Origin of the sequence: Pseudomonas citri, assembly GCF_025336485.1 — a bacterium.
Taxonomy (GTDB): Bacteria; Pseudomonadota; Gammaproteobacteria; order Pseudomonadales; family Pseudomonadaceae; genus Aquipseudomonas; species Aquipseudomonas citri.
In genome coordinates this window covers 43,463-65,098 of sequence record NZ_JAODAB010000014.1, presented here as the reverse complement: position 1 = coordinate 65,098, position 21,636 = coordinate 43,463, and the positions used below count along the sequence as shown (strand labels likewise).

The following is a 21,636-nucleotide window of genomic DNA, read 5'->3' as shown; positions in this document are numbered from 1 at the left end:
CGGTCGAGCAATTGAAAGTGGGAGCAGTTTAGAGGAACAAGCCGGGACCCGGGCGACTTCCTTCGGGGAATCTGACGCCCACTTTGCCAATCTTGTTCCCGTCCATGGCCGCGACGGTCCACAGGGTGTTGTTCCAGTCCACCTGGTCGCCGACCACTGGGGCGCCGCCGACTTTCTGGGCAATGAAGCGGCCCAGGGACATGTCCGGATCGATGCCGTCCAGCTTCAACCCGTACAGGGCCGCAACCGCCGCCAGCTGGGCGTCTCCTTCGAGGACGAAGTCGCCGAAGAAGCGCAGGTCCAGGCCCCGCTGTGGCGCCTGGCTGAACAGTTTTCCAAGGGCCGGTAAATTATGTTCATGGCCGATAACACACAGCAAATCATCGACTTCCAGCACCGTACTACCCGACGGATGGAGCAGTTGCTGCCCACGAAACAGGGCGGCGATGCGCGTGCCTTCGGGCATTTTCAGGTCGCGCAGGGGCGAGCCGATGCACCATTTTTCCGCGCCCAGGCGATAGATGAACAGTTCCCACTCGCTGGTGACGTGCACTTCCAGCGCCGCCCGGGAAATCGGCAGGGGCTCCGGCGGGACGGTGACGTGCAGCAGCTTGGCGACCCACGGCAGGCTCGTGCCCTGCACCAGCAGCGAGACCAGCACGATGAAGAATGCGAGGTTGAAATACAGCTGGGCGTGGGGCAGGCCGGCCATCAAGGGGAACACCGCCAGGATGATCGGCACCGCGCCGCGCAGGCCGACCCAGGAAATGAACGCCTTCTCGCGACCATGGAACGCCTTGAATGGCAACAGCCCCACCACCACCGACAACGGTCGCGCGAACAGGATCATCCACAAGGCCAGGCCTAGGGCGGGCAGGGCGATGGGCAGCAGGTCATGGGGCGTGACCAGCAGGCCCAGCACCAGGAACATGCCGATCTGTGCCAGCCAGGCCATGCCGTCGAGCATGTGCAAGATACCGTGGCGGCTGCGCACCGGGCGGTTGCCCAGCACCAGGCCGCACAGATAGACCGCGAGGAAGCCACTGCCATGCAGGGCGTTGGTCAGGGCGAACACGGCCAGGCCACCGCTGATCACCAGGATTGGATAAAGGCCGTTGGCCAGGTTGATCCGGTTGACCAGTTGCAGCATGAGCCAGCCACCGCCCAGGCCCAGCAACGAGCCAATGCCGAATTCCCGCACCAGATGCCCCAGCAGACTCCAGTGCAGGCCGGTTTCGCCACTGGCGAGCATGCCGATCAGGGTGACAGTGAGGAACACCGCCATGGGGTCGTTGCTGCCGGATTCGATTTCGAGGGTGGCGCTGACCCGTTCATTCAGGCCCTTGCCGCCGAGCAAGGAGAACACCGCCGCGGCGTCGGTCGAGCCGACGATGGCGCCGATCAGCAGGCCCTGGATCAGATTCAGGTTGAACAGCCACGCCGCCGCCAACCCGGTCAGCCCGGTGGTGATCAGCACGCCGACCGTGGCCAGCGACAGCGCCGGCCACAGGGCCACGCGAAAGCTCGAGACCCGCGTGCGCAAGCCGCCGTCCAGCAGGATGACGGCCAATGCGAGGTTACCGACCAGGTAGGCCGTGGCGTAGTTGTCGAAAAGAATGCCGGCACCGTCCACCCCGGCCACCATGCCCACGGCCAGGATGATTACCAGGATCGGAATGCCCAGGCGTGATGAAAGAGAACTGACCAGGATGCTCGCACCCACCAGCAACGCGCCGATCAAGAACAGGCTGTTGATGGTCGTCGCGGTCAAGGGAAGTACTCCGGAAAAACTGAAGGGCGGGCAGGCTGGCCATGCAGCCTGCGTGCCAGCGATTCTAACCTGTCGAAATGTGATGCTGTCAAAAAACGTTGGGGCTCTGTATGAGCCCCTCGCCACAAAGATCAGTCATGGCTTAAAGATGGAACCGCCCCACCATGCTGTTCAGGTCCACCGCCAGGCGCGACAGTTCGGCGCTGGCGGCGCTGGTCTGGTTGGCGCCGGCAGCCGATTGCACCGACAGGTCGCGGATGTTCACCAGGTTGCGGTCCACTTCACGGGCCACCTGGGCCTGCTCTTCGGCGGCGCTGGCGATTACCAGGTTGCGTTCGTTGATTTCAACGATGGCCGTGTTGATCGTGTCCAGGGACAGGCCGGCACCGCGGGCGATGTTCAAGGTCGACTCGGCGCGTTCGGTGCTGTTGCGCATCGAGTCCACGGCTTGCCCGGTACCGCTCTGGATGCTGCCGATCATGCGCTCGATCTCGCTGGTCGACTGCTGGGTGCGATGGGCCAGGGCGCGCACTTCATCGGCGACCACGGCAAAACCACGACCGGCTTCACCGGCACGGGCGGCTTCAATGGCGGCGTTCAACGCCAGCAGGTTGGTCTGGTCGGCCAGGCCGCGGATCACGTCCAGCACCTTGCCAATGTCGCGGGACTCATCGGCCAGGTTGCCGATCAGCGTAGCGGTGCTTTGCACGTCGGCGCTCATGCGTTCGATGGCGCTGACGGTTTCCTGCACCAGGTCGCGGCCGTCGCCGGCGGAGGTGGTGGCGTTCTTCGAGGCTTCGGAGGTGCTTACCGCGTTGCGCGCCACTTCTTCCACGGCGCTGGTCATCTCGTTGACCGCCGTGGCGGCTTGTTCGATTTCGTTGTTCTGCTGGGTCAGGCCACGGGCGCTTTCGTCGGTGACGCTGTTGAGTTCTTCGGCAGCGGAGGCCAGTTGCGTGGCCGAGCCGGAAATGCGTTGCAGGGTGTCACGCAGTTTTTCCTGCATGGTCGACATCGCCCGCAACAGACGGCCGGCTTCGTCCGTGCCGTCGACGACGATCGGTCGGGTCAGGTTGCCCTTGGCAATTTCCTCGGCGGCGGCCAGGGCGTTGGCAATCGGCTTGGTAATGCTGTTGGTCAGCAGCCAGGCGAATAGCAGCGTCAGGCCGGTGGAGATGACCAGCAACGTGACTACCCAGTTGAAGGCTTCCGAATACTGTTGTGCGGCCCCGACGTTGAACGCATCGGCCTGCTGGTTGTTGATGTCCATCAATTGGGCGAGGACAGTGTTCATCGCCTCGGAATTATCCAGCACTTCGCTGTTGATCAGTGTGCGCAACTCTTCGAGCTGATTATTGCGCGACAGGGTTTTCATCCGGTCTTCAAGCTGACGGTACTGACCCAGCAATTGCACCAATTGATCATAGTTGCTTCGCTCCTGCGGGGAGCTGATGAGTTTCTCGTACCCCGCCTGGGCCGTGCGGATCTGCTGGCCGCGTTGTTCGAGCAGGGCGCTGGTTTTCTGTTGGATGTCCGGTTCACGGTTGACCAGCAAGCGGTAAGACAACACGCGGGTGCGCAGGGTGAGTTGGGTGAGTTCATCCAGGGCCTTGAGGCTGGGGACGCTGTTGTCGACGATGTTTTCGCCGGAGCTGCGGATCTGGCTCATCTGGGCCAGGGCGAACACCCCAAGGGCCAACATCAGGGCTCCGATCAGGAGAAAGCCCAGGAACGCTCTTGGCGCGATGTTCATATTTCGTAGAGACATGGGGGGAATACCGGAAGGAAGTGTGTTCGTGCGGAGCGTTAACGGTTGCTTAGTGACTTATCGGTCATGCGACTAAAGTCTTGAGGGGGCTGTGCATTTTTGTCGCAGCGCAGGTTTTTTGACGCGACGAAGGGTAGGAACCAGATGCCCTCACCAGAGTCTTTACAACTCGCGAGCGAAGCACCGCCATCCGCAGGCTTTGTACGAAAAGTGCCTGCGCGACGATCATGCTGCGTTGAAAACAGGCTCGGAATGCTCATTGACAACCAGTCAACTGCGCTTCCTCGCCTGTTTTCGCCTTGCCTGATCGCCGCTCGGCGACTTTTCGTACAAACCCTGACCGTGGCATCGGCGATGACTTTTCTTTATCGTACGCGCCCCTTGAAAATGCCTGGAAATCAATATGTTGGAAGCATCCCTCAGCCAGCTGGAGCAACTGGTCAACGACCTGGTGCAACAGAACCGTCATCTCACCGGTGTGAATGAAACCCTGAACGCGGAACTTGCCAGGGCCAAGGATGAAAACGAGAGTCTGCAACTGAGCCTGATGGAGCAGGAAGAACTGCACGGTGCCACCGCCGCCCGGATCCAGGCGCTGATCGAGCGCGCCAGCAACGGGGCTGTCAGCGCATGAAGCACGGTGCCGATGGGGTAACGGTCCTCTCGATCCTGGGAGAAGACTATTCGATCAAGGCGCCGGCCGGACAGGAACAGGCCCTGCTGGACGCTGCTTCGATGCTCAAGGCCGCGCTGGCCGATACCAAGAGGAAATACCCGACGCTGATCGGTGACCGGCTGCTGGTACTGGCGGCCATGAACCTGTGCTCGCAACAAATCGAAATGCAGAAGCAGCACAAGGCCGAACTCGAGCGTTACGAAGAGCAGGTCAGCGCCACGGTCGAGGTGATTTCCAAAACAATCCAGCAGGCCTGAAGCGGGGCCGCGGCGATTAGGTTAACTGTGGGAGCAAGCCCGCTCCCACAGTCGATTTGTTGTGAACTCGGACTTTGTGTTCAAGCAGACCCGCTGTGGGAGCAAGGCTTGCCCGCGATGGGATTTCAGTCGCACCACAAGTCCTCGCTCAGAACCACTCATCCCGCATCCCCAGGCACGTATCGTCCCGCGCCTCAAGCAATGCCAGCTCCTGATGGCACCCCGGCACTTCCCACGTCAGGAAATACCGTGCCGCCTGCAACTTGCCTTTGTAGAAATCGTGGTCTGCGCGATTGCCGCGGGCCAACCCTTGCTCGGCGTGAATCGCCTGCTCCAGCCAGCGCCAGCCGATCACCATGTGGCCGAATACCTTGAGGTACAGGGCCGAGTTGGCGAGGCTGCTGTTGACCTGGCCTTGGGCAAGGTCTGCAAGCAGGCCGAGGGTGACGGTCTGCAGGTGCGCCACCAGTGTTTCCAGCGGCTGGCGCAAAGGGGTCAATGCCTCGAATGCCTGGGCACGCTCGCTGGTGGCGGCCATCAGGCGGATCAGTTGCTTGAGCCCGGCGCCGCCGTTCTGCGCCAACTTGCGCCCCAACAGGTCCAGGGATTGGATGCCATGGGTGCCTTCGTGGATCGGGTTCAGGCGGTTGTCGCGGTAATACTGCTCGACCGGGTATTCGCGGGTGTAGCCGTGGCCACCGAGAATCTGGATCGCCAGCTCGTTGGCCTTCAGGCAGAACTCCGAGGGCCACGACTTGACGATGGGGGTCAGCAGGTCCAGCAGTTCATGGGCGCGCCGACGTTCCACTTCACTTTCCAGGCTGGTGGTGTCGTCGAACAGTCGCGCGGCGTACAGGCCCAGGTCAAAGGCACCTTCCACATAGGCCTTCTGGGTCAGTAGCATGCGGCGCACATCGGCATGCTGGATGATCGCCACCGGGGCGGTGGTCGGGTCCTTGCTGTCGGGTACCCGGCCTTGCGGGCGTTCGCGGGCGTATTCAAGGGAATACAGGTAACCGGCGTAACCCAGCATCACCGCGCCCATGCCGACGCCGATCCGCGCCTCGTTCATCATCTGGAACATATAGCTCAGGCCGTGGTGCGGTTTGCCCACCAGGTAGCCGACACACTCGCCGTTATCGCCGAAATTCAACGCCGTTGACGTGGTGCCGCGCCAGCCCATCTTGTGGAACAGCCCAGCCAGCAGCACATCGTTGCGCGGGCCCAGGCTGCCGTCGTCGTTGACCAGGAACTTGGGCACGATGAACAGCGAGATGCCCTTAACGCCTGGCGGCGCATCCGGCAGTTTCGCCAACACCATGTGCACGATGTTTTCCGACAGCGGGTGGTCGCCACCGGAAATGAAGATCTTGTTGCCCTTGAGTCGATAGGTGCCGTCGGCTGCTGGCTCCGCGCGCGTACGAATATCCGCCAGCGAAGAACCCGCATGGGGCTCGGTCAGGGCCATGGTGCCGAAGAAGCGGCCGTCGATCATCGGTTGCAGGAAGCGTTGCTTCTGCTCCTCGCTGCCGAAACTCTCGATCAGGTTCGCCGCGCCCATGGTCAGGAACGGATAAGAGGTCGAAGCTGCGTTAGCCGACTGAAAATGCGCGAAACAGGCCTGGGACAGCAGCGTCGGCAATTGCATGCCGCCGGCGTCGAAACTGCGCGCAGCGTTGAGAAAGCCGGCTTCGAGGAAGGCCTCCACCGCCGGTTTCACCTCGGGGATCAGAATGGCCTGGCCGTTTTCGTAGCGCGGTTCGTTTTCATCGTTCTTGCGGTTGTGCGGCGCGAAATATTTTTCGGCGATGCTGCGTGCCGTGCCGAGGGCGGCGTCGAAGGTTTCGCGAGTGTGCTCGGCAAACCGCTCGCGCTGGGTCAGGCCCTCGGCATCAAGGACTTCATACAGCTCGAAAGCCAGATTGCGGGAACTGAGCAGCGTCTCGGACATGGCGGCCTACCTTTCTTTCTTTGGAATGGGCCGAGTCTAGGTCTGGGAAGGGGGGGTGAACAGGATGATTGATGACGGTGATGGAGGGGAGAGGCCGATGCTAATCCCGAATGTGGGAGCAAAACCTTGTGGGAGCAAGCTTTGCTCACAAAGCCCACTCCCACAGGGGGGGATTGCCGGGCACCCATTGCAGATGCCCGGCTTACAGCGGTTTAGCCAATAGTCATCAGGCTGGCGTTGCCGCCCGCCGCAGCGGTGTTGACGCTCAAGGCCCGCTCGATTACCAGGCGTTCCAGCGCGATGCCGGTTTCGCCTTGCGACAGGCCATGGACCCCGACGATAGCGCCGGCGCGCTTGGCCACTTGCTGGCAGACATTGCGCAATTGGTCCGAGTCGCCATGGTGCAGGACGGCGTCGAACAGCACGTCATCCTTGGCCCAGTCGGAAGCGCGCTGGATGCGTGCCTGGATCTCCTTCGGCAAGCGGGCGAACAAGGCTTTGCTCGCGTCGGTTTCCGGCCACACGGCCGAACCGCCCACGGCCAGGACCGCCGCCAGTTGCGTCAGCAGGTCGCCTTCCACTTCCGCCAGGCACAGCACGTGCTCGCGCGGCAGGATGGCGTAGCTGTTGCGTTCGCCGGTCGGGCCGGTCAGTTGGCGGGTAATGCCGCTTTGCGACTGGGCCGCGAACTGCACGCACAGGGCGCTCAGTTCCGCGAGTTTCTGGCTGTCGGCCCAGGTTTGCAGGGCTTTCAGCGGTTGACCCAGGGTTTCGCGCAAGCGCAGGTCCGGAGCGCTGAGGGCGTCGCCGCGGACGAAGGATTGCTGGATGGCATCGGTAGGACGTGTCGACAGCAGACGGTACAGGTACAGCGGACCACCGGCCTTCGGCCCGGTGCCCGACAGGCCTTCGCCACCAAACGGCTGCACGCCGACCACGGCACCGACGATGTTGCGGTTCACGTAGACGTTGCCGGCGTGAACGCTGTCGATCACCTTGGCAATGGTTTCGTCGATGCGGGTGTGCACGCCCAGGGTCAGGCCGTAGCCGGATGCGTTGATCTGGTTGATCAACTGATCCAGTTCCTTGCGCTTGTAGCGCACCACGTGCAGCACTGGGCCGAAGATCTCGCGCTGCAACTCATCGAAGCTTTCCAGCTCGATCAGGGTCGGCATGACGAAGGTGCCACGCTTGCACTCATCGCTGTCGGCGATGGCCATCTGGTACACGGTGCGACCTTTGTCGCGCATGGCCTGGATGTGTTTCTCGATACCGGCCTTGGCTTCGGCGTCGATCACCGGGCCGATGTCCACCGACAGGCGCTCCGGGTTGCCGAGACGCGATTGCGCCATGGCACCCTTGAGCATTTCGATGACGCGGTCGGCGGAATCTTCCTGCAAGCACAGGACCCGCAGGGCCGAGCAACGCTGGCCGGCGCTGTCGAAGGCTGATGACACCACGTCGATGACCACTTGTTCGGTCAGGGCCGAGGAGTCGACGATCATGGCGTTCTGGCCGCCGGTTTCGGCAATCAGTGGGATCGGACGACCCTGGTTATCCAGGCGACCGGCGATGTTGCGTTGCAGCAGGCGAGCCACTTCGGTGGAGCCGGTGAACATCACGCCCTTGACCCGCTCGTCACCCACCAGGCGGGCGCCGACGGTTTCACCGCGCCCCGGCAGCAGTTGCAGGACACCTTCGGGAATCCCGGCTTCGAGCATCAGGCGCACGGCCTGGGCCGCCACCAGTGGCGTTTGCTCGGCGGGCTTGGCCAGTACCGGGTTGCCGGCGGCGAGTGCGGCGGCGACCTGGCCGCTGAAAATCGCCAGGGGGAAGTTCCACGGGCTGATGCAGACCACCGGGCCCAACGGGCGGTGGGCGTCGTTGGTGAAATCGTTGCGTGCCTGCACCGCGTAGTAGCGCAGGAAGTCGACGGCTTCACGGACTTCGGCGATGGCGTTGGCGAAGGTCTTGCCAGCCTCGCGGGCCAACAAGCCCATCAGCGGCTGGATATCGCCTTCCATCAGGTCGGCGGCGCGCTCCAGGATCGCGGCGCGTTCGGCCGGCGGCGTGGCCTGCCAGATCGGTGCGGCGTTGAGCGCGCACTGGATGGCGTTGTCGACGTCGACAACCGTGGCTTCCTGGACATGGCCGACCACATCGCGATGATCGGACGGGTTCAGCAGTGGTGCCGGGCTTTCTTCGCTGGCGGCGCAACCGAGCATCGGCGCGGCTTTCCAGTCGTTATGGGCGGTGGCCAGCAGCGCGCAGGACAAGGACGCCAGGCGGTGTTCGTTGGCCAGGTCGATGCCGCTGGAGTTGGCGCGATCGCTGCCGTACAGGTCGCGTGGCAACGGGATGCGCGGGTGTGGCAGGCCGAAACCGCCTTCCAGGGTCGCCATTTGTTCGATGCTCGCCACCGGATCGGCCACCAATTCCTGGATGGAGATCGACTGGTCGGCGATGCGGTTGACGAACGAGGTGTTGGCACCGTTTTCCAACAGGCGACGCACCAGATAGGCGAGCAATGTTTCGTGGGTGCCGACCGGGGCGTACACGCGGCACGGACGGTTCAACTTGCCTTCGGAAACCTTGCCGACCACCTGTTCGTACAGCGGTTCACCCATGCCGTGCAGGCATTGGAATTCGTACTGGCCGGGGTAATAGTTCTGACCGGCAATGTGATAAATGGCCGACAGGGTATGGGCGTTGTGCGTGGCGAATTGCGGGTAGATGACTTCCGGCACCGACAGCAGCTTGCGCGCGCAAGCGATGTAGGACACGTCGGTGTACACCTTGCGGGTATAGACCGGATAGCCTTCCAGGCCTTCGACCTGGGCGCGCTTGATCTCGCTGTCCCAGTACGCGCCTTTTACCAGGCGGATCATCAGGCGATGGCGGCTGCGACGGGCCAGGTCGATGACATAGTCGATCACATACGGGCAGCGTTTCTGGTAGGCCTGGATCACGAAGCCGATGCCGTTCCAGCCGGTCAACTGCGGTTCGAAGCACAGGCGCTCCAGCAGGTCCAGGGACAGTTCCAGGCGGTCGGCTTCCTCGGCGTCGATGTTCAGGCCGATGTCGTATTGCTTGGCCAGCAGGGTCAGCGACAGCAGGCGCGGGTACAACTCGTCCATGACGCGCTCGTACTGGGCGCGGCTGTAGCGTGGGTGCAGGGCGGAAAGCTTGATGGAAATGCCCGGACCTTCATAAATCCCACGGCCATGGGACGCCTTGCCGATCGAGTGAATGGCTTGCTCGTAAGAGGCCAGGTATTTCTGGGCGTCATGTTCGGTGAGCGCCGCTTCACCCAGCATGTCGTAGGAATAACGGAAACCCTTGGTCTCGAACTTGTTGGCGTTGGCCAGGGCCTCGGCAATGGTCTCGCCGGTGACGAACTGCTCGCCCATCAGGCGCATGGCCATGTCGACGCCCTTGCGGATCATCGGTTCGCCGCTCTTGCCGATGATGCGGCTCAGGGAGGAGGTCAGGCCTGCTTCATTGTGGGTGGCGACGAGCTTGCCGGTCAGCAGCAGGCCCCAGGTGGCGGCGTTGACGAACAGCGATGGGCTGTTGCCCAGGTGCGGCTGCCAGTTGCCAGTGCTGATCTTGTCGCGGATCAGCGCATCACGGGTGCCTTTGTCCGGGATGCGCAGCAGTGCTTCGGCCAGGCACATCAGTGCGACGCCTTCCTGGGACGACAGGGAGAACTCCTGCAGCAGGCCCTGGACGATACCGGCGCGGCCGCCGGCGCTTTTCTGGTTGCGCAGTTTTTCCGCGATCGAAGCGGCCAGCTTGTTGGTGGCCTCGGCCATTTCCATCGGCAGGCGGGCCTGTTCGATCAGCATCGGTACCACTTCGGGTTCCGGGCGACGGTAGGCGGCGGTGATGGAGGCACGCAACACCGATTGCGGCAGGATGCTCTCGGCAAATTCGAGGAAGCATTGGTGAGCGTGGTCGACCTGGACCTCACCCGCATCGTCGCCGTCGGCACGGGTCGCACCGTTCAGTTCCGTCAGGGTTGCACCACCCTCGAGTTTTTCCAGGTAATTGAAAATTGCCTGCTTGATCAGCCAGTGAGGTGTGCGATCAATCGAGGTTGCGGCCGCCTTCAGGCGTTCGCGGGTCGGGTCGTCGAGTTTGACCCCAAGGGTGGTGGTAGCCATATTTTTATCCTCATGTTTACCACGTATTGCGTGGCATCAGCTGGCGGCAAGATTAGCTGCGCTCTGGTAGAGGTGCAACCGGGTGCAACCCTTTTTTTCTTGAAAGGTCCTACGCTTCATCGGGCAGCGAAAAAGGCTGGTCCTTATGTGCACTGCTTTGGTGCTGAAATTTTTCGCAAAGCTGTTTTTATTGCCCCAAAAAAGAGCAAAAAGTCGGGTTTTGCCGAGAAAACCGATCAGGTGCAACTGATTCGATCAAAACTGGTTGCACCTTATTTCGTTTGTTGCATAGCATTCGCGGCCAAGGTGCAACCGGTTTTTGGCCGAGGGCATCGGCTGATGGCTTTCCTGGGGAAACATCAGTCATTAAATACGCGGGTCTGCAAATCGTCGCTACAACGTCTGCGTTGTTGGCGCTTGCCACTGCCACCGCAACATAAAAACAAAGCCAGGGCGTAACTCATGAGTGTTAGTAATCCCACCTTGATCACCTTCGTGATCTACATCGCTGCGATGGTCCTGATCGGCCTGATGGCGTATCGCTCCACCAATAACCTTTCCGACTACATCCTGGGCGGTCGCAGCCTGGGCAGCGTTGTCACGGCATTGTCCGCCGGGGCCTCCGACATGAGCGGCTGGCTCTTGATGGGGTTGCCGGGTGCCATCTACATGTCTGGCCTGTCGGAAAGCTGGATCGCCATCGGCTTGATCGTCGGTGCCTACCTGAACTGGTTGTTCGTGGCCGGTCGCCTGCGAGTGCAGACCGAACATAACGGCGACGCACTGACGCTGCCGGATTACTTCTCCAGCCGCTTCGAAGACAAGAGCGGCGTGCTGCGGATCATTTCCGCGGTGGTCATCCTGGTGTTCTTCACCATCTACTGCGCCTCCGGCATCGTGGCCGGTGCCCGTCTGTTCGAGAGCACCTTCGGCATGTCCTACGAGACCGCGCTGTGGGCCGGCGCTGCGGCGACCATTGCCTACACCTTCGTCGGTGGCTTCCTGGCGGTGAGCTGGACCGATACCGTGCAAGCCACGCTGATGATTTTCGCGCTGATTCTCACGCCGATCATCGTGCTGCTGGCCACTGGCGGCGTCGACACCACGTTCCTGGCGATCGAGGCGAAGGACCCGGGGTCCTTCGACATGCTGAAAAACACCACCTTCATCGGCATCATCTCGCTGATGGGCTGGGGCTTGGGCTACTTTGGCCAGCCGCACATCCTGGCGCGCTTCATGGCCGCCGACTCGGTCAAGTCCATCGCCAACGCCCGCCGCATTTCCATGACCTGGATGATCCTGTGCCTGGGTGGCACCGTGGCTGTCGGCTTTTTCGGTATCGCCTACTTCTCGGCGCACCCGGATGTGGCCGGTCCCGTGACCGAAAACCATGAGCGCGTGTTCATCGAGCTGGCCAAACTGCTGTTCAACCCGTGGATTGCCGGTGTGTTGCTGTCGGCCATCCTGGCGGCGGTGATGAGTACCCTCAGTTGCCAGTTGCTGGTGTGCTCCAGCGCCCTGACTGAAGACTTCTACAAGACCTTCCTGCGCAAGAACGCCTCCCAGCTTGAATTGGTCTGGGTCGGCCGGGCCATGGTGCTGCTGGTTGCGTTGATTGCCATTGCCATGGCCGCCAACCCGGAAAACCGCGTGCTGGGCCTGGTGAGCTACGCCTGGGCTGGTTTCGGTGCGGCCTTCGGCCCGGTGGTGCTGATCTCTGTGGTCTGGAAAGGCATGACCCGTAACGGTGCGCTGGCCGGCATCCTGGTCGGTGCAACCACCGTGATCGTCTGGAAGCATTTCGCCCTGCTGGGCCTGTACGAAATCATCCCTGGCTTCATCTTCGCCAGCCTGGCGATCTACATTGTCAGCAAGCTGGGTTCGCCTACCGCCGGTATGGTGCAGCGCTTCGAAGCCGCCGAGAAAGATTTCCGCCTGAACCACTAAGGTTCTCGGCGCGGCCTGGATGGCGTGCCTGAGAAACAGGAAAACGGCCTGTCTCCAATGGAGTCGGGCCGTTTTCTTGTGCATCGTCAGTTCGGGTTCGCATCGGGCTGGTTAAGAAAGATCAGCACTCCGACTATCGCCATGTAGAACCTGAACGCGGCGTCCTGACCGTTCCAGACCTCCGATTGCCACATCAGGAACCATTCGCCGCCGACGGCCATGAAACCAAAGAACCAGACCAGGAATCCGGCCGTCAGCCCGGCGATGGCCCAGCGCTTGGCATCGGCGAAAACCGGGCTTGCGGCCCGGCGTGCCTGCCATAGGCGTAATGCGCCGAAGCCCAGCAGGCCAGCGGTGACGGCTTCGCCAAGGATGATCAGCCAATAGGCGGCGTGCCACAGCCAGGGCTGGGTGATGGCGCGATAGCGGGCGGCGTTGTCCGGGAAGATGGTGTCCATGCTCAGTACGTGTTGTACGAAGTTGAAATTGGAGCGGTAATCCGTGACGTTGTTGAACACCGTCAGCAGGGCGAACGCGGCGAGTGCCAGGATCATTGCGATTTTTGCGTAGCGGGTCGTCATGGGGTGCGTCCTTTGCGCTGGGCGACGACGAACGTTATCACGACCGGCCGCAGTCCCGTGGGACGAGACGTTGTACGAAGCCGCTGATTCGTTCGTACGAAGACAGTCGAGTCGTTGCCGAGAGACCCAGGATGTCTGTCGGAAAATACAGCCCAGTGCGCAGGCATTGTCTCAGCAGGCGTAGGGTAAATCTGTTTTTCATGACCTCCGGTCAGGATCGTGCGTTGCTCATGCAGAATCGTCCGTCTTCATTCTGCAGAGGCACATCGGATGTTCGCGCCCGCCGGCCAACCCCGTTTCACACTGACGTTCGACAGCGGGCCGAATGAGCTCCAGGTCCTTGAGTTCAAGGGCAAGGAAGCCATCAGCCAGCCCTATCGCTTCGACCTGGAGCTGGTCAGCGGGCGCGCTGACCTGGCGCTGGAAGAAATCCTGCATCGCCAGGCCTACCTGGCCTTCGACCGGGGCTGTGGCATACACGGCCAGGTCTATAGCGTCGCCCAGGGCGATTCGGGCAAGCGCCTGACCCATTACCGGATCAGCCTGGTGCCGCGCCTGGCCTACCTGGCGCACCGGATCAACCAGCGGATTTTCCAGCACTTGAGCGTGCCGGCGATCGTCACCCGGGTCTTGAAGGACCATGGCATCCTCGGCGACGGGTTCCAGTTCAATCTCGGCGGGCGATACCCGGAGCGTGAGTACTGCGTGCAATACGCTGAGAGCGACCTGGTCTTCATCGAACGGATCTGCGCCGAGGTGGGGATTCACTATCACTTCCGGCACAGCCCTGACGGCCATCTGCTGGTGTTTGCCGATGACCAGACGCAATTTCCCCGCCTGCCCAAGCCAACGCTTTATGAGCCGGGAAGTGGCATGGTTGCCGACGAGCCGGCGATCAAGCGTCTGGCAGTGCAGCTCCAGACCCGGACCAGCGCCGTGGTGCTGCGCGACTATGATTTCCGTCGGCCCGGTTTGTCGTTGCAAGCCCACCTCGACAGCGAGCAGTTGCCCTTGCTGGAGGATTACCGATATCCCGGTGACTTTGCCGGCAGCGAAGAAGGCGAGCGCCAGGCCCTGCGTGCGCTGGAGCGTCACGCGAGCGACGCTTGCCAGGCCGAGGGCAGCAGCGACCAGCACGCCCTCGTCAGCGGGCATTTCCTGCAAATCGACGGGCATCCCCGGACGCAATGGAATGACCTGTGGCTGCTGACACAGGTCACCCACCATGGCCGTCAACCGCAAGTGCTGGAGGAGTCGCTCGGCGAGGGCCCGGACTCATTCCAGGGGTATCGCAATACGTTTCAGGCGATTCCCTGGGCGGTGTTCTTCCGGCCACCCTTGCCGCCGGCAAGGCCCGCCGTGCGCGGTTACCAGTCGGCCGTGGTGACCGGTCCTGTCGACAGCGAGATTCATTGCGACGAGTTCGGACGGGTCAAGGTGAAACTGGCCTGGGATCGTGACGGCCAGGGCGATGAGCATTGCAGTTGCTGGCTGCGGGTGGCCTCCGGCTGGGCCCATGATCGTTATGGCGCAGTGATGATTCCTCGGGTGGGCATGGAAGTGCTGGTGGGATTCATGAATGGCGATATGGACAGCCCTTTGATCGTCGGCTGTTTGCCCAACGGTGCCAACCCGCCGCCGCTGGACCTGCCAGCGGACAAGACCCGCAGCATCTGGCGCAGCCAGAGCAGCCCCGGTGGCGGTGGCTACAACGAATTGCGCATCGAAGACCGCAAGGGCGCCGAGGAGATCTACCTGCGGGCCCAGCGCAACTGGACCCAGCATGTGCTGCATGACCAGCGGGTGCAGGTCGATCATCAGCGCAGCATTGTCGTCACCGGCACCGCTCGTCACGAACTCAAGGCCGACGAGCAGCGTCTCACCCATGGCCGGCGCCAGGCCGAGGTCCGCCAGGATGACCATCTCTTGGTGACAGGCGAGCGGCATATTCGCGTGGGCAGCCAATCGACCAGCGCGGGTGGGCGGTTTCATGTCCGTGCCGGCCAAGAGGTGGTGCTGGACGGTGGCGTCAGCGCCACCCTCCAGGCGGGCGGGCACTGGATCACCCTTGGCGCCGGCGGAATTTTCAGCAGTGTGCCGATCCAGGTCGGCGGCGCGCCGATGGCCGCCATGGCTGCGTCGGCCGTCGCGGCGGGAGCTGTGGAAAAACTGGCCACCGTCGCACCCCGTCTGTCCCTCGCGCAAATCCTTAGTTTGAAGGGCGCTGCGCCATTCTGCGAAGAGTGCCAGCGCTGTCGGGACGGTGCTTGTGGGGTGATGCCTCCATTCACCTACGCACAGAGTGGCGGATGACACGGCAGCCGCTCGGCTCTCGGCGCCTGACGTTCGGCCTGCTTCAAGGTAAACTCTGCGGCCTTCGCAGGAGCCGCCATGAATTATCGCCACGCCTTCCACGCCGGCAATCACGCCGATGTGTTCAAACACCTGACCTTGACCCGTCTCATTGCCCTGATGTCCCGCAAGGAGCAACCCTTCGCCTACCTCGACACCCACGCCGGCATCGGGTTGTACGACTTGCAGGGTGACCAGGCCAATCGCACCGGTGAGTACCTCGAAGGCATCGCACGGTTATGGGGCCAGGACGATCTGCCGCCATTGACTGCCGACTACATGAAGGTGCTTCACGAGATGAACCCGGACGGGCAGTTGCGCTACTACCCGGGCTCACCTGAGCTGGCACGGCGGCTGACGCGCGCCCAGGACCGGGTGCTGCTCAACGAAAAGCACCCCGAGGATGGCGCGCTGCTCAAGGACAACATGAAGGGCGATCGCCGCGTGGCGGTGCACCTGGGCGAAGGTTGGCATGTGCCCCGGGCGCTGCTGCCGGTGGCTGAGAAGCGTGGCCTGATGCTGATCGATCCGCCATTTGAAAAGCTGGACGAGATGCAGCGCTGTGCCGCATCGCTGAAGGAGGCTATTGGCCGGATGCGCCAGACAGTGGCAGCGATCTGGTACCCGGTGAAAGACCAGCGGATGTTGCGCCGCTTCTACCAGGACCTGGCGGGGACAGGCGCGCCGAAACTGCTGCGCGTGGAATTGCTGGTGCATCCGCTGGCCACCCCCAACAGCCTGAACGGCTCTGGCTTGGCGATTGCCAATCCACCGTGGGGATTGGAAGAGGAGTTGCGTGAGCTGCTGCCTTGGCTGTCGAAAAAGCTTGGACAAACCCAGGGCGGGTGGCAGATGGATTGGTTGATCGCCGAAAGCTGATCGGGTGCGGCGCCGGACCTGTGGGAGCGAGCAAGCTCAGCTCCCACATCGGGGCCGGAAAATGAAAATCAGATCGGGCAAGTCACGCCGGTCCCGCCGATCCCGCAATAACCTTCCGGGTTCTTCGCCAGGTACTGCTGGTGATAGGCCTCGGCGAAGTAGAAGGTCGGCGCTTCTTCGATTTCGGTAGTGATAGTGCCCTGGCCGGCCTTGGTCAATTCCACTTGGAACACCTGCCTGCTGTGCTGGGCTGCCGCCAGTTGAGTCGGGTTGGTGGCATAGATGACCGAGCGGTATTGGGTGCCGAGGTCATTGCCCTGGCGCATGCCCTGGGTCGGGTTGTGCAGTTCCCAGAACATTTTCAGCAACTGCTCGTAGCTGACTTTTGCCGGCTCGTAGACCACCAGCACCACTTCACTGTGGCCGGTAAGGCCCGAGCAGACTTCTTCATAGGTCGGGTTCGGCGTGAAGCCGCCGGCGTAACCCACCGCCGTACTGACCACACCTTCACGCTGCCAGAATTTGCACTCTGCGCCCCAGAAGCAGCCGAGGCCGAAGATCGCGAAATCCACATCCATGGAAAACGGGCCCAGCAGCGGCGCGTCGTGGACGAAGTGTTTTTCTGGCACGGTCATCGGTGTTTCACGGCCAGGCAGAGCTTGTTCTTGAGTAGGGAGCACGTTTTTGTTCACCAGTATTTCCGAGCGCAAGACCATCATCAGTCCTCTTGGGGAGGCAGCTGCAAGTTTCGAGCTGCAAGCTACAAGTGGTGAGAGTGTGCCACCGTTTGCCTGAAGCTTGAAGCTAACGACAAGGATAACGCTTGAGCTTGTCCACCAGCTCTGCACCGGGGATAGGCCGGTCGAACAGGTAGCCCTGGCCGACATCGCAGCGGTGGCGGCGCAGGAACGCCAACTGCTGGGCGGTTTCGACGCCTTCGGCCACCACCTTGAGTTTCAGGTTGTGGGCCATGGCGATCACCGCCGAGGTGATTTCCATGTCGTCCTGGTTGTCGGGGATTTCATGGATGAAGCTGCGATCGATCTTGATGATGTCGATCGGGAATTTCTTCAGGTAGCTCAGCGACGAATAACCGGTACCGAAATCGTCCATGGCCAGGGTCAGGCCCAGGTGCTTGAGCTGGTCGAGCTGCAGGTGGGTGTCTTCGGTGGCTTCCAGCAGCAGGCCTTCGGTCAGTTCCAGTTCAAGCAGGCTGGCGGGCAGTTGTTCTTCCTTGAGGATGCTGGCGAGGGACGCGACCAGGTCCGGGTCGGAAAACTGCTTGGGCGACAGGTTGATCGCCACCTGCAAATTGCCCAGGCCGGCGGCGGTCAATTGTTTGCTCATCCGGCAGGCCTGGCGGGCGATCCATTTGCCGATCGGAATGATCAGGCCGGTTTCCTCGGCGACGCTGATGAACTGATCGGGACGGATCATGCCTTTTTCCGGATGATTCCAGCGCAACAGCGCTTCCATGCCCAGCAGGCGACCGCTGCGCAGGCACAGCTTGGGCTGGTAGAACACGTCCAGTTCGTTCTGGGTCAGGGCCCGGCGCAGGTTGTTTTCCACGAACAGTTTGTAGCTGGCCTCGGCGTTCAGCGCCTCGGTGAATACCTGAACCTGGTGTTTGCCGTTGGCCTTGGCCTTGTGCAGGGCGAGGCCGGCGTTGCGCATCAGGGTCTGCGGGTCGCGACCATGCAAGGGCGCGCAGGCCAGGCCGACGGAGCCGGTCACGCTGATCAACTGGTTGTCGACGAACATCGGTTTGTCGAGGGTCATCAGCAACTGGCTGGCGACCTGCTGCCCGGCCTCCAGGTCGGTGTCGTCCAACAGTACGGCGAACTCGTTACTGGCAAAGCGCGCCAGGCTACCGCTGGGGCTCAGGCTGTTGCGCAGGCGCCGGGACAGGCTGATCAGCAGCTTGTCGCCGGTCTGGTGGCCGAGGCTGTCGTTGATGCGCTTGAAGTTGTCGATGTCCACCAGCAGCAGGCAGATCGGCGAATCGCTGTCCCGGGCGAAGCGCTCGTCGAGGTTGCGAATGAAGGCCGGGCGGTTGCCCAGGTTGGTCAGGTTGTCGGTATACGCCAGGCGTTCGATGCGCTGCTGGGCCAGCTTGGACTGGGTGATGTCTTCGTAGATGCCGATGTAATGGGTCAGTTCGCGGTTGTCGCCGTAGACCTTGGAAATCGACAGTTGTCCCCAGTAGGGCTCCAGGTTCTTGCGCCGGCTCTTGAACTCGCCCTGCCAGCTGTTGCCCTGGGCCAGGGCGGACGGCGCGTCGAACAGCAGCTCGCTGAGGTTTTCCAGGGCCGGCAGCTCCGCCAGGCGCTGGCCGTGGACTTCCTCGGTGGTGTACTGGGTGATGGCTGTGAAGCTCGGGTTGACGTACTCCACCACACCGTCGCAGTTGACCAGCAGGAACGCGTTGGCGCTCTGTTCGACGGCGCGCTGGAACAGGTGCAGGGCGCTGGTGGCCGTGCGCCGGTTGTGGTTGTTGATCACTTGGGCGAACTGGTCCGCCAGCTCACCGGCAAAGGCAATCTCGTCCGACTGCCAGGCGCGGGTGACACCTACTTGCTCCAGACACAGCACGCCGACCACCTGGCCGTCGATACGCACACTGGCATCGAGTATGGCATTGACGTTGCGGGTGCGCAGACTCTCGGCCAGCTCCCGGGTGCGCGGGTCACGTATCGCATTGTGGGCGTCAATGGCGCGGCAGGTCTGCAGGGCTTCCATGTAATGGGGGTATTCGCTGGCGTTGATCACCGTCGGCAGGAAGTACTCATGGGACGCCCGGTTATAGGCGGAAATCGGTACCAGTTGGTCATTTTCCAGGTTCCAGAGGCTGGCACAGTCAATCTGGTAGATGTCGCAAGCGCTGCGGGTGATCAGTTCGGCGGCTTCGAGCAAGGAGTTGTTAGCGCTGTAGCGCTGGCGCGTCAGTAACAGGATCAGGTCCTGCTGGGCGCGGACCCGGTCCAGGTGCTGGAGTTGTTCTTGCTGGGCGCGCTGGTTCAGTTCCAGGGCGATCTGCAGGCGGGAGTTCTGGGTTTCCAGGTCCACGGTCGGCAGGGGGAGTTCAGGCTGGGGCAAGCGATCCACGGCCAGCAGGTAACCGCGCAGCAGGTGGCGGTTGTGCTGCTTATAGGCTTCACCCGTTTCCAGCACGTTCATGGGGCCTTTGGCGGTGTGGAGGGTATAGCTGATCTGGTAATGCGACGCCTGGGCCAGTTGCTCCTGGATGGCGTCGTGCAATTGGTAGCGCGCTTCGGGTTCCATCAGGCTGGCGTAGGGCGAGCTGACCAGCGAACAAAGCTCCACGGCCGGCAGGCCAAAGTGATGTTCGCAATTGGGATCGAGGAACAACAGCGCCCAGCTCGCTTCATTCAGCCGCTCGAAACGCAGCATGCCGAGCCGCGAGGGCACCGGTAACTGCGTCACTACCTCGGCCACCATACGGCTGGCGGCATCGGGTTGGCTTTTCATGAGGAAACTCGCTTCGAAAATACTGATCGCGCCGGGCTGACGCCCTCGTTACTACAGGTTGCCGCAAGGTTGCATCATTGCGGCACTGGCTGACAAGAGAGATGAAGGCCAAGTGCTATAAACCTTTTATCGGCCGACCAAAGGATTTCTCCAGTCGCCAGCCGATCAGAGAGTGTAAAGGGGGCTACCGCCTGTCAGTGCAGGTCGATCCCGACGCGCTGCAACGCGATTGCATCGCGGTTGTGAAAGGTGACCTGGACGCTCTGCGCCGTGACATGCAGCTGGGCGAAATTGTCCTGGCTGATCACTTTGCTGGTCAGTTCGTAGTGATAGTCACCGTCGTCGGTCCGGGCCATGGGCTCGCTGAGAACAAAATCCGTGGCCTTGGCGAAAGGCAGCAGCTTGCTGTTGTAAAACGGCGAGGAAACGATGGTGTGCACTTCGAAACCGGTGTCCTGGCTGTGACGCAGGCGGCACGTCAACGAGCCATGGATGTCGCCGGACACGAAAATCACGTTCCTGATGCGACGCCGACGAATGGTTTCCAACAGGCGCAGGCGTTGTTGCGCAAAGGCTTGCCAGGCGTCACCGTCGTCGTGCCTGGCGTCCGGATAGAACAGGACGCTGGTCACGACGAATTTGACCCGGGCGGGGCTGTTGACGAGCCAGTCGAGCAGGCTGTGCTCCTGTTCCTCGTCGAGGATGCGCCGATTGTCCGACGACAGGTTGCGCTGGGTCCGGCTGTCGGTGACGAACCATCCGACATCGCCATGGGCAAATGAATACCAGTAGCGCTTCAGCGGCTCGCGCCGGGTGCCGTCACTTGAAAGCTCGTGGGCCGGGCTGTGGCTGGCCTGGTAAAGCCCATAGGCGTGCATGGCGTTGGCGTACAGGATGGCGTCGTCGCGGTTTCTGTTGGCTGGCCAGTTGTCTTCGATCTCATGGTCGTCGAGGACCATGTACGTGGGCGTCCCGGACATGAGTTGGCTGATATGCGGCTGGGAAAAAGCCGTTCGGTATTTAAAGAGAATGTCCTTGTAGGTCCGGTCCGGGGCGATGATGTTCAGGTCGTCGAGGTAAACCTGGTCGCCCGTCATCAGTACGGCATCGATAGGTGGGTCGGCCTTCGCCACGATGCGATTGATGCCGGCAAAGGTGCGGTCACCGAGCCCGGGCAGTAGCGCGACGCTTCCGGTAATGCGCAGATACCGGCACGAACCGACGATATAGGCGCGTGGCGTACCGGCCTGGCGGGACGGCGTGCGAAAGCGATAGATCTTTCCAGGCCATCGCAGTGTCAGTTCGCCAAGGATTTCCAAGGTATGACCCGGGTGCAAGGGTGTGAACCAGCCGGCCTGGTATTCATAGGTCGTGGCGGGTTGAAGGCCGTTGAGCACGATGACATCGGACATGTCGCGGTAGGCCTTCAGTTGAACGAAATGACCTTTCGACCAGGTGGTGGCGCCAAGGTGCCGGTAGCGAACGCCGGCGAATGCCGGGCTGTTGTCGTGATCGCCGCGCAAGAATATCCGCGCGTGATCCGTCGTGGTGTGGCCGACAATCGGGCCGACGGTAGGTATGAACATATTCGAATCCATTCGAAATGCAGCATTTTAAAAAGTGTGGACGCGAGCGCAAGGGTGTTGCGCTGTGCCGATGCTAAGGCTCGACGCGGAATAAATATTGATAGGCGAGGGGGCGTAGGTTGTGGGCAATGACTACTAAAGGACGTAGTCATTCAGGCGTGGAGGGGTAGGAAAGTTTGCCAGCGTATGGTCGGTGCTCGTCAATCAAGCGCC

General features: G+C 61.9%; 14 protein-coding genes. 6 read left to right on the top strand and 8 right to left on the bottom strand.

Annotated features, from left to right (window positions below; genetic code table 11):
• Positions 1–28: 28 nt before the first annotated feature.
• Together N4Q37_RS16570 and N4Q37_RS16565 are read right to left on the bottom strand one after the other, a co-directional pair.
• Complete coding sequence (locus tag N4Q37_RS16570; protein WP_260959436.1) at positions 29–1,771, bottom strand: potassium/proton antiporter; 1,743 nt, start codon at positions 1,769–1,771, stop codon at positions 29–31.
• 142 nt (positions 1,772–1,913) lie between these two features.
• Positions 1,914–3,539 carry a methyl-accepting chemotaxis protein gene (locus tag N4Q37_RS16565; RefSeq protein WP_260959417.1) on the bottom strand — a complete coding sequence of 542 codons (1,626 nt, stop codon included), beginning with the start codon at positions 3,537–3,539 and terminating at the stop codon, positions 1,914–1,916.
• 403 nt (positions 3,540–3,942) lie between these two features.
• Between N4Q37_RS16565 and N4Q37_RS16560 the strand changes: the two genes are divergently transcribed.
• Both N4Q37_RS16560 and N4Q37_RS16555 read left to right on the top strand, forming a co-directional pair.
• On the top strand, positions 3,943–4,173 hold the full coding sequence (locus N4Q37_RS16560) for a hypothetical protein (RefSeq protein WP_260959415.1): 231 nt from the start codon (positions 3,943–3,945) through the stop codon (positions 4,171–4,173).
• Positions 4,170–4,472: a cell division protein ZapA gene (locus N4Q37_RS16555; protein ID WP_260959413.1), complete on the top strand. Its 303-nt coding sequence runs from the start codon at positions 4,170–4,172 to the stop codon at positions 4,470–4,472. The genes N4Q37_RS16560 and N4Q37_RS16555 overlap by 4 nt, the downstream gene beginning before the upstream one ends.
• A gap of 148 nt (positions 4,473–4,620) precedes the next feature.
• On the opposite strand, the gene N4Q37_RS16550 is transcribed toward N4Q37_RS16555, so the two are convergent.
• On the bottom strand, positions 4,621–6,423 hold the full coding sequence (locus N4Q37_RS16550; protein ID WP_260959411.1) for an acyl-CoA dehydrogenase: 1,803 nt from the start codon (positions 6,421–6,423) through the stop codon (positions 4,621–4,623).
• A 212-nt stretch (positions 6,424–6,635) separates the two neighbouring features.
• The gene (putA, locus tag N4Q37_RS16545; RefSeq protein ID WP_260959409.1) at positions 6,636–10,589 is read right to left on the bottom strand and encodes a trifunctional transcriptional regulator/proline dehydrogenase/L-glutamate gamma-semialdehyde dehydrogenase; all 3,954 of its coding nucleotides are present in this window, start codon (positions 10,587–10,589) and stop codon (positions 6,636–6,638) included.
• A gap of 12 nt (positions 10,590–10,601) precedes the next feature.
• Here putA and N4Q37_RS16540 point away from each other — a divergent pair, with 12 nt between their 5' ends.
• Together N4Q37_RS16540 and putP are read left to right on the top strand one after the other, a co-directional pair.
• A complete protein-coding gene (locus N4Q37_RS16540) occupies positions 10,602–11,048 on the top strand; it encodes a hypothetical protein (RefSeq protein ID WP_260959407.1) in 447 nt (148 codons plus the stop codon).
• Between the two features lie 3 nt (positions 11,049–11,051).
• Positions 11,052–12,536, top strand: a complete 1,485-nt coding sequence (putP, locus tag N4Q37_RS16535; protein WP_260959405.1) for a sodium/proline symporter PutP — start codon at positions 11,052–11,054, stop codon at positions 12,534–12,536.
• 86 nt (positions 12,537–12,622) lie between these two features.
• On the opposite strand, the gene N4Q37_RS16530 is transcribed toward putP, so the two are convergent.
• Positions 12,623–13,117 (bottom strand): DUF2165 family protein, encoded by a 495-nt coding sequence (locus N4Q37_RS16530; RefSeq protein WP_260959403.1) that lies wholly within the window; start codon positions 13,115–13,117, stop codon positions 12,623–12,625.
• A gap of 270 nt (positions 13,118–13,387) precedes the next feature.
• On the opposite strand from N4Q37_RS16530, the gene tssI reads away from it, so the two are divergent.
• Both tssI and N4Q37_RS16520 read left to right on the top strand, forming a co-directional pair.
• Entirely contained in the window at positions 13,388–15,430 is a 2,043-nt protein-coding gene (gene tssI, locus N4Q37_RS16525) for a type VI secretion system Vgr family protein (protein WP_260959401.1), read from the top strand.
• Positions 15,431–15,508: 78 nt separating this feature from the next.
• A complete protein-coding gene (locus tag N4Q37_RS16520) occupies positions 15,509–16,348 on the top strand; it encodes a 23S rRNA (adenine(2030)-N(6))-methyltransferase RlmJ (protein WP_260959399.1) in 840 nt (279 codons plus the stop codon).
• A gap of 68 nt (positions 16,349–16,416) precedes the next feature.
• Here N4Q37_RS16520 and msrA read toward each other — a convergent pair whose 3' ends face one another.
• From msrA to N4Q37_RS16505, 3 genes are all read right to left on the bottom strand, one after another.
• A complete protein-coding gene (gene msrA / locus N4Q37_RS16515; protein WP_260959696.1) occupies positions 16,417–17,064 on the bottom strand; it encodes a peptide-methionine (S)-S-oxide reductase MsrA in 648 nt (215 codons plus the stop codon).
• 88 nt (positions 17,065–17,152) lie between these two features.
• Positions 17,153–19,837, bottom strand: coding sequence for a putative bifunctional diguanylate cyclase/phosphodiesterase (locus tag N4Q37_RS16510; RefSeq protein ID WP_260959397.1), 2,685 nt, complete (start codon positions 19,835–19,837; stop codon positions 17,153–17,155).
• Positions 19,838–20,031: 194 nt separating this feature from the next.
• A complete protein-coding gene (locus tag N4Q37_RS16505) occupies positions 20,032–21,423 on the bottom strand; it encodes an alkaline phosphatase D family protein (protein WP_260959396.1) in 1,392 nt (463 codons plus the stop codon).
• Positions 21,424–21,636: the final 213 nt, after the last annotated feature.

Bases quoted from the DNA above. Each gene is read 5' to 3' on its own strand.
- msrA (WP_260959696.1), bottom strand. From the start codon at position 17,064: ATGGTCTTGCGCTCGGAAATACTGGTGAACAAAAACGTGCTCCCTACT.
- N4Q37_RS16510 (WP_260959397.1), bottom strand. From the start codon at position 19,837: ATGAAAAGCCAACCCGATGCCGCCAGCCGTATGGTGGCCGAGGTAGTG.
- N4Q37_RS16540 (WP_260959407.1), top strand. From the start codon at position 10,602: ATGTTTACCACGTATTGCGTGGCATCAGCTGGCGGCAAGATTAGCTGC.
- N4Q37_RS16565 (WP_260959417.1), bottom strand. From the start codon at position 3,539: ATGTCTCTACGAAATATGAACATCGCGCCAAGAGCGTTCCTGGGCTTT.
- N4Q37_RS16550 (WP_260959411.1), bottom strand. From the start codon at position 6,423: ATGTCCGAGACGCTGCTCAGTTCCCGCAATCTGGCTTTCGAGCTGTAT.
- putA (WP_260959409.1), bottom strand. From the start codon at position 10,589: ATGGCTACCACCACCCTTGGGGTCAAACTCGACGACCCGACCCGCGAA.
- N4Q37_RS16555 (WP_260959413.1), top strand. From the start codon at position 4,170: ATGAAGCACGGTGCCGATGGGGTAACGGTCCTCTCGATCCTGGGAGAA.
- N4Q37_RS16560 (WP_260959415.1), top strand. From the start codon at position 3,943: ATGTTGGAAGCATCCCTCAGCCAGCTGGAGCAACTGGTCAACGACCTG.
- putP (WP_260959405.1), top strand. From the start codon at position 11,052: ATGAGTGTTAGTAATCCCACCTTGATCACCTTCGTGATCTACATCGCT.
- tssI (WP_260959401.1), top strand. From the start codon at position 13,388: ATGTTCGCGCCCGCCGGCCAACCCCGTTTCACACTGACGTTCGACAGC.
- N4Q37_RS16505 (WP_260959396.1), bottom strand. From the start codon at position 21,423: ATGTTCATACCTACCGTCGGCCCGATTGTCGGCCACACCACGACGGAT.
- N4Q37_RS16520 (WP_260959399.1), top strand. From the start codon at position 15,509: ATGAATTATCGCCACGCCTTCCACGCCGGCAATCACGCCGATGTGTTC.
- N4Q37_RS16530 (WP_260959403.1), bottom strand. From the start codon at position 13,117: ATGACGACCCGCTACGCAAAAATCGCAATGATCCTGGCACTCGCCGCG.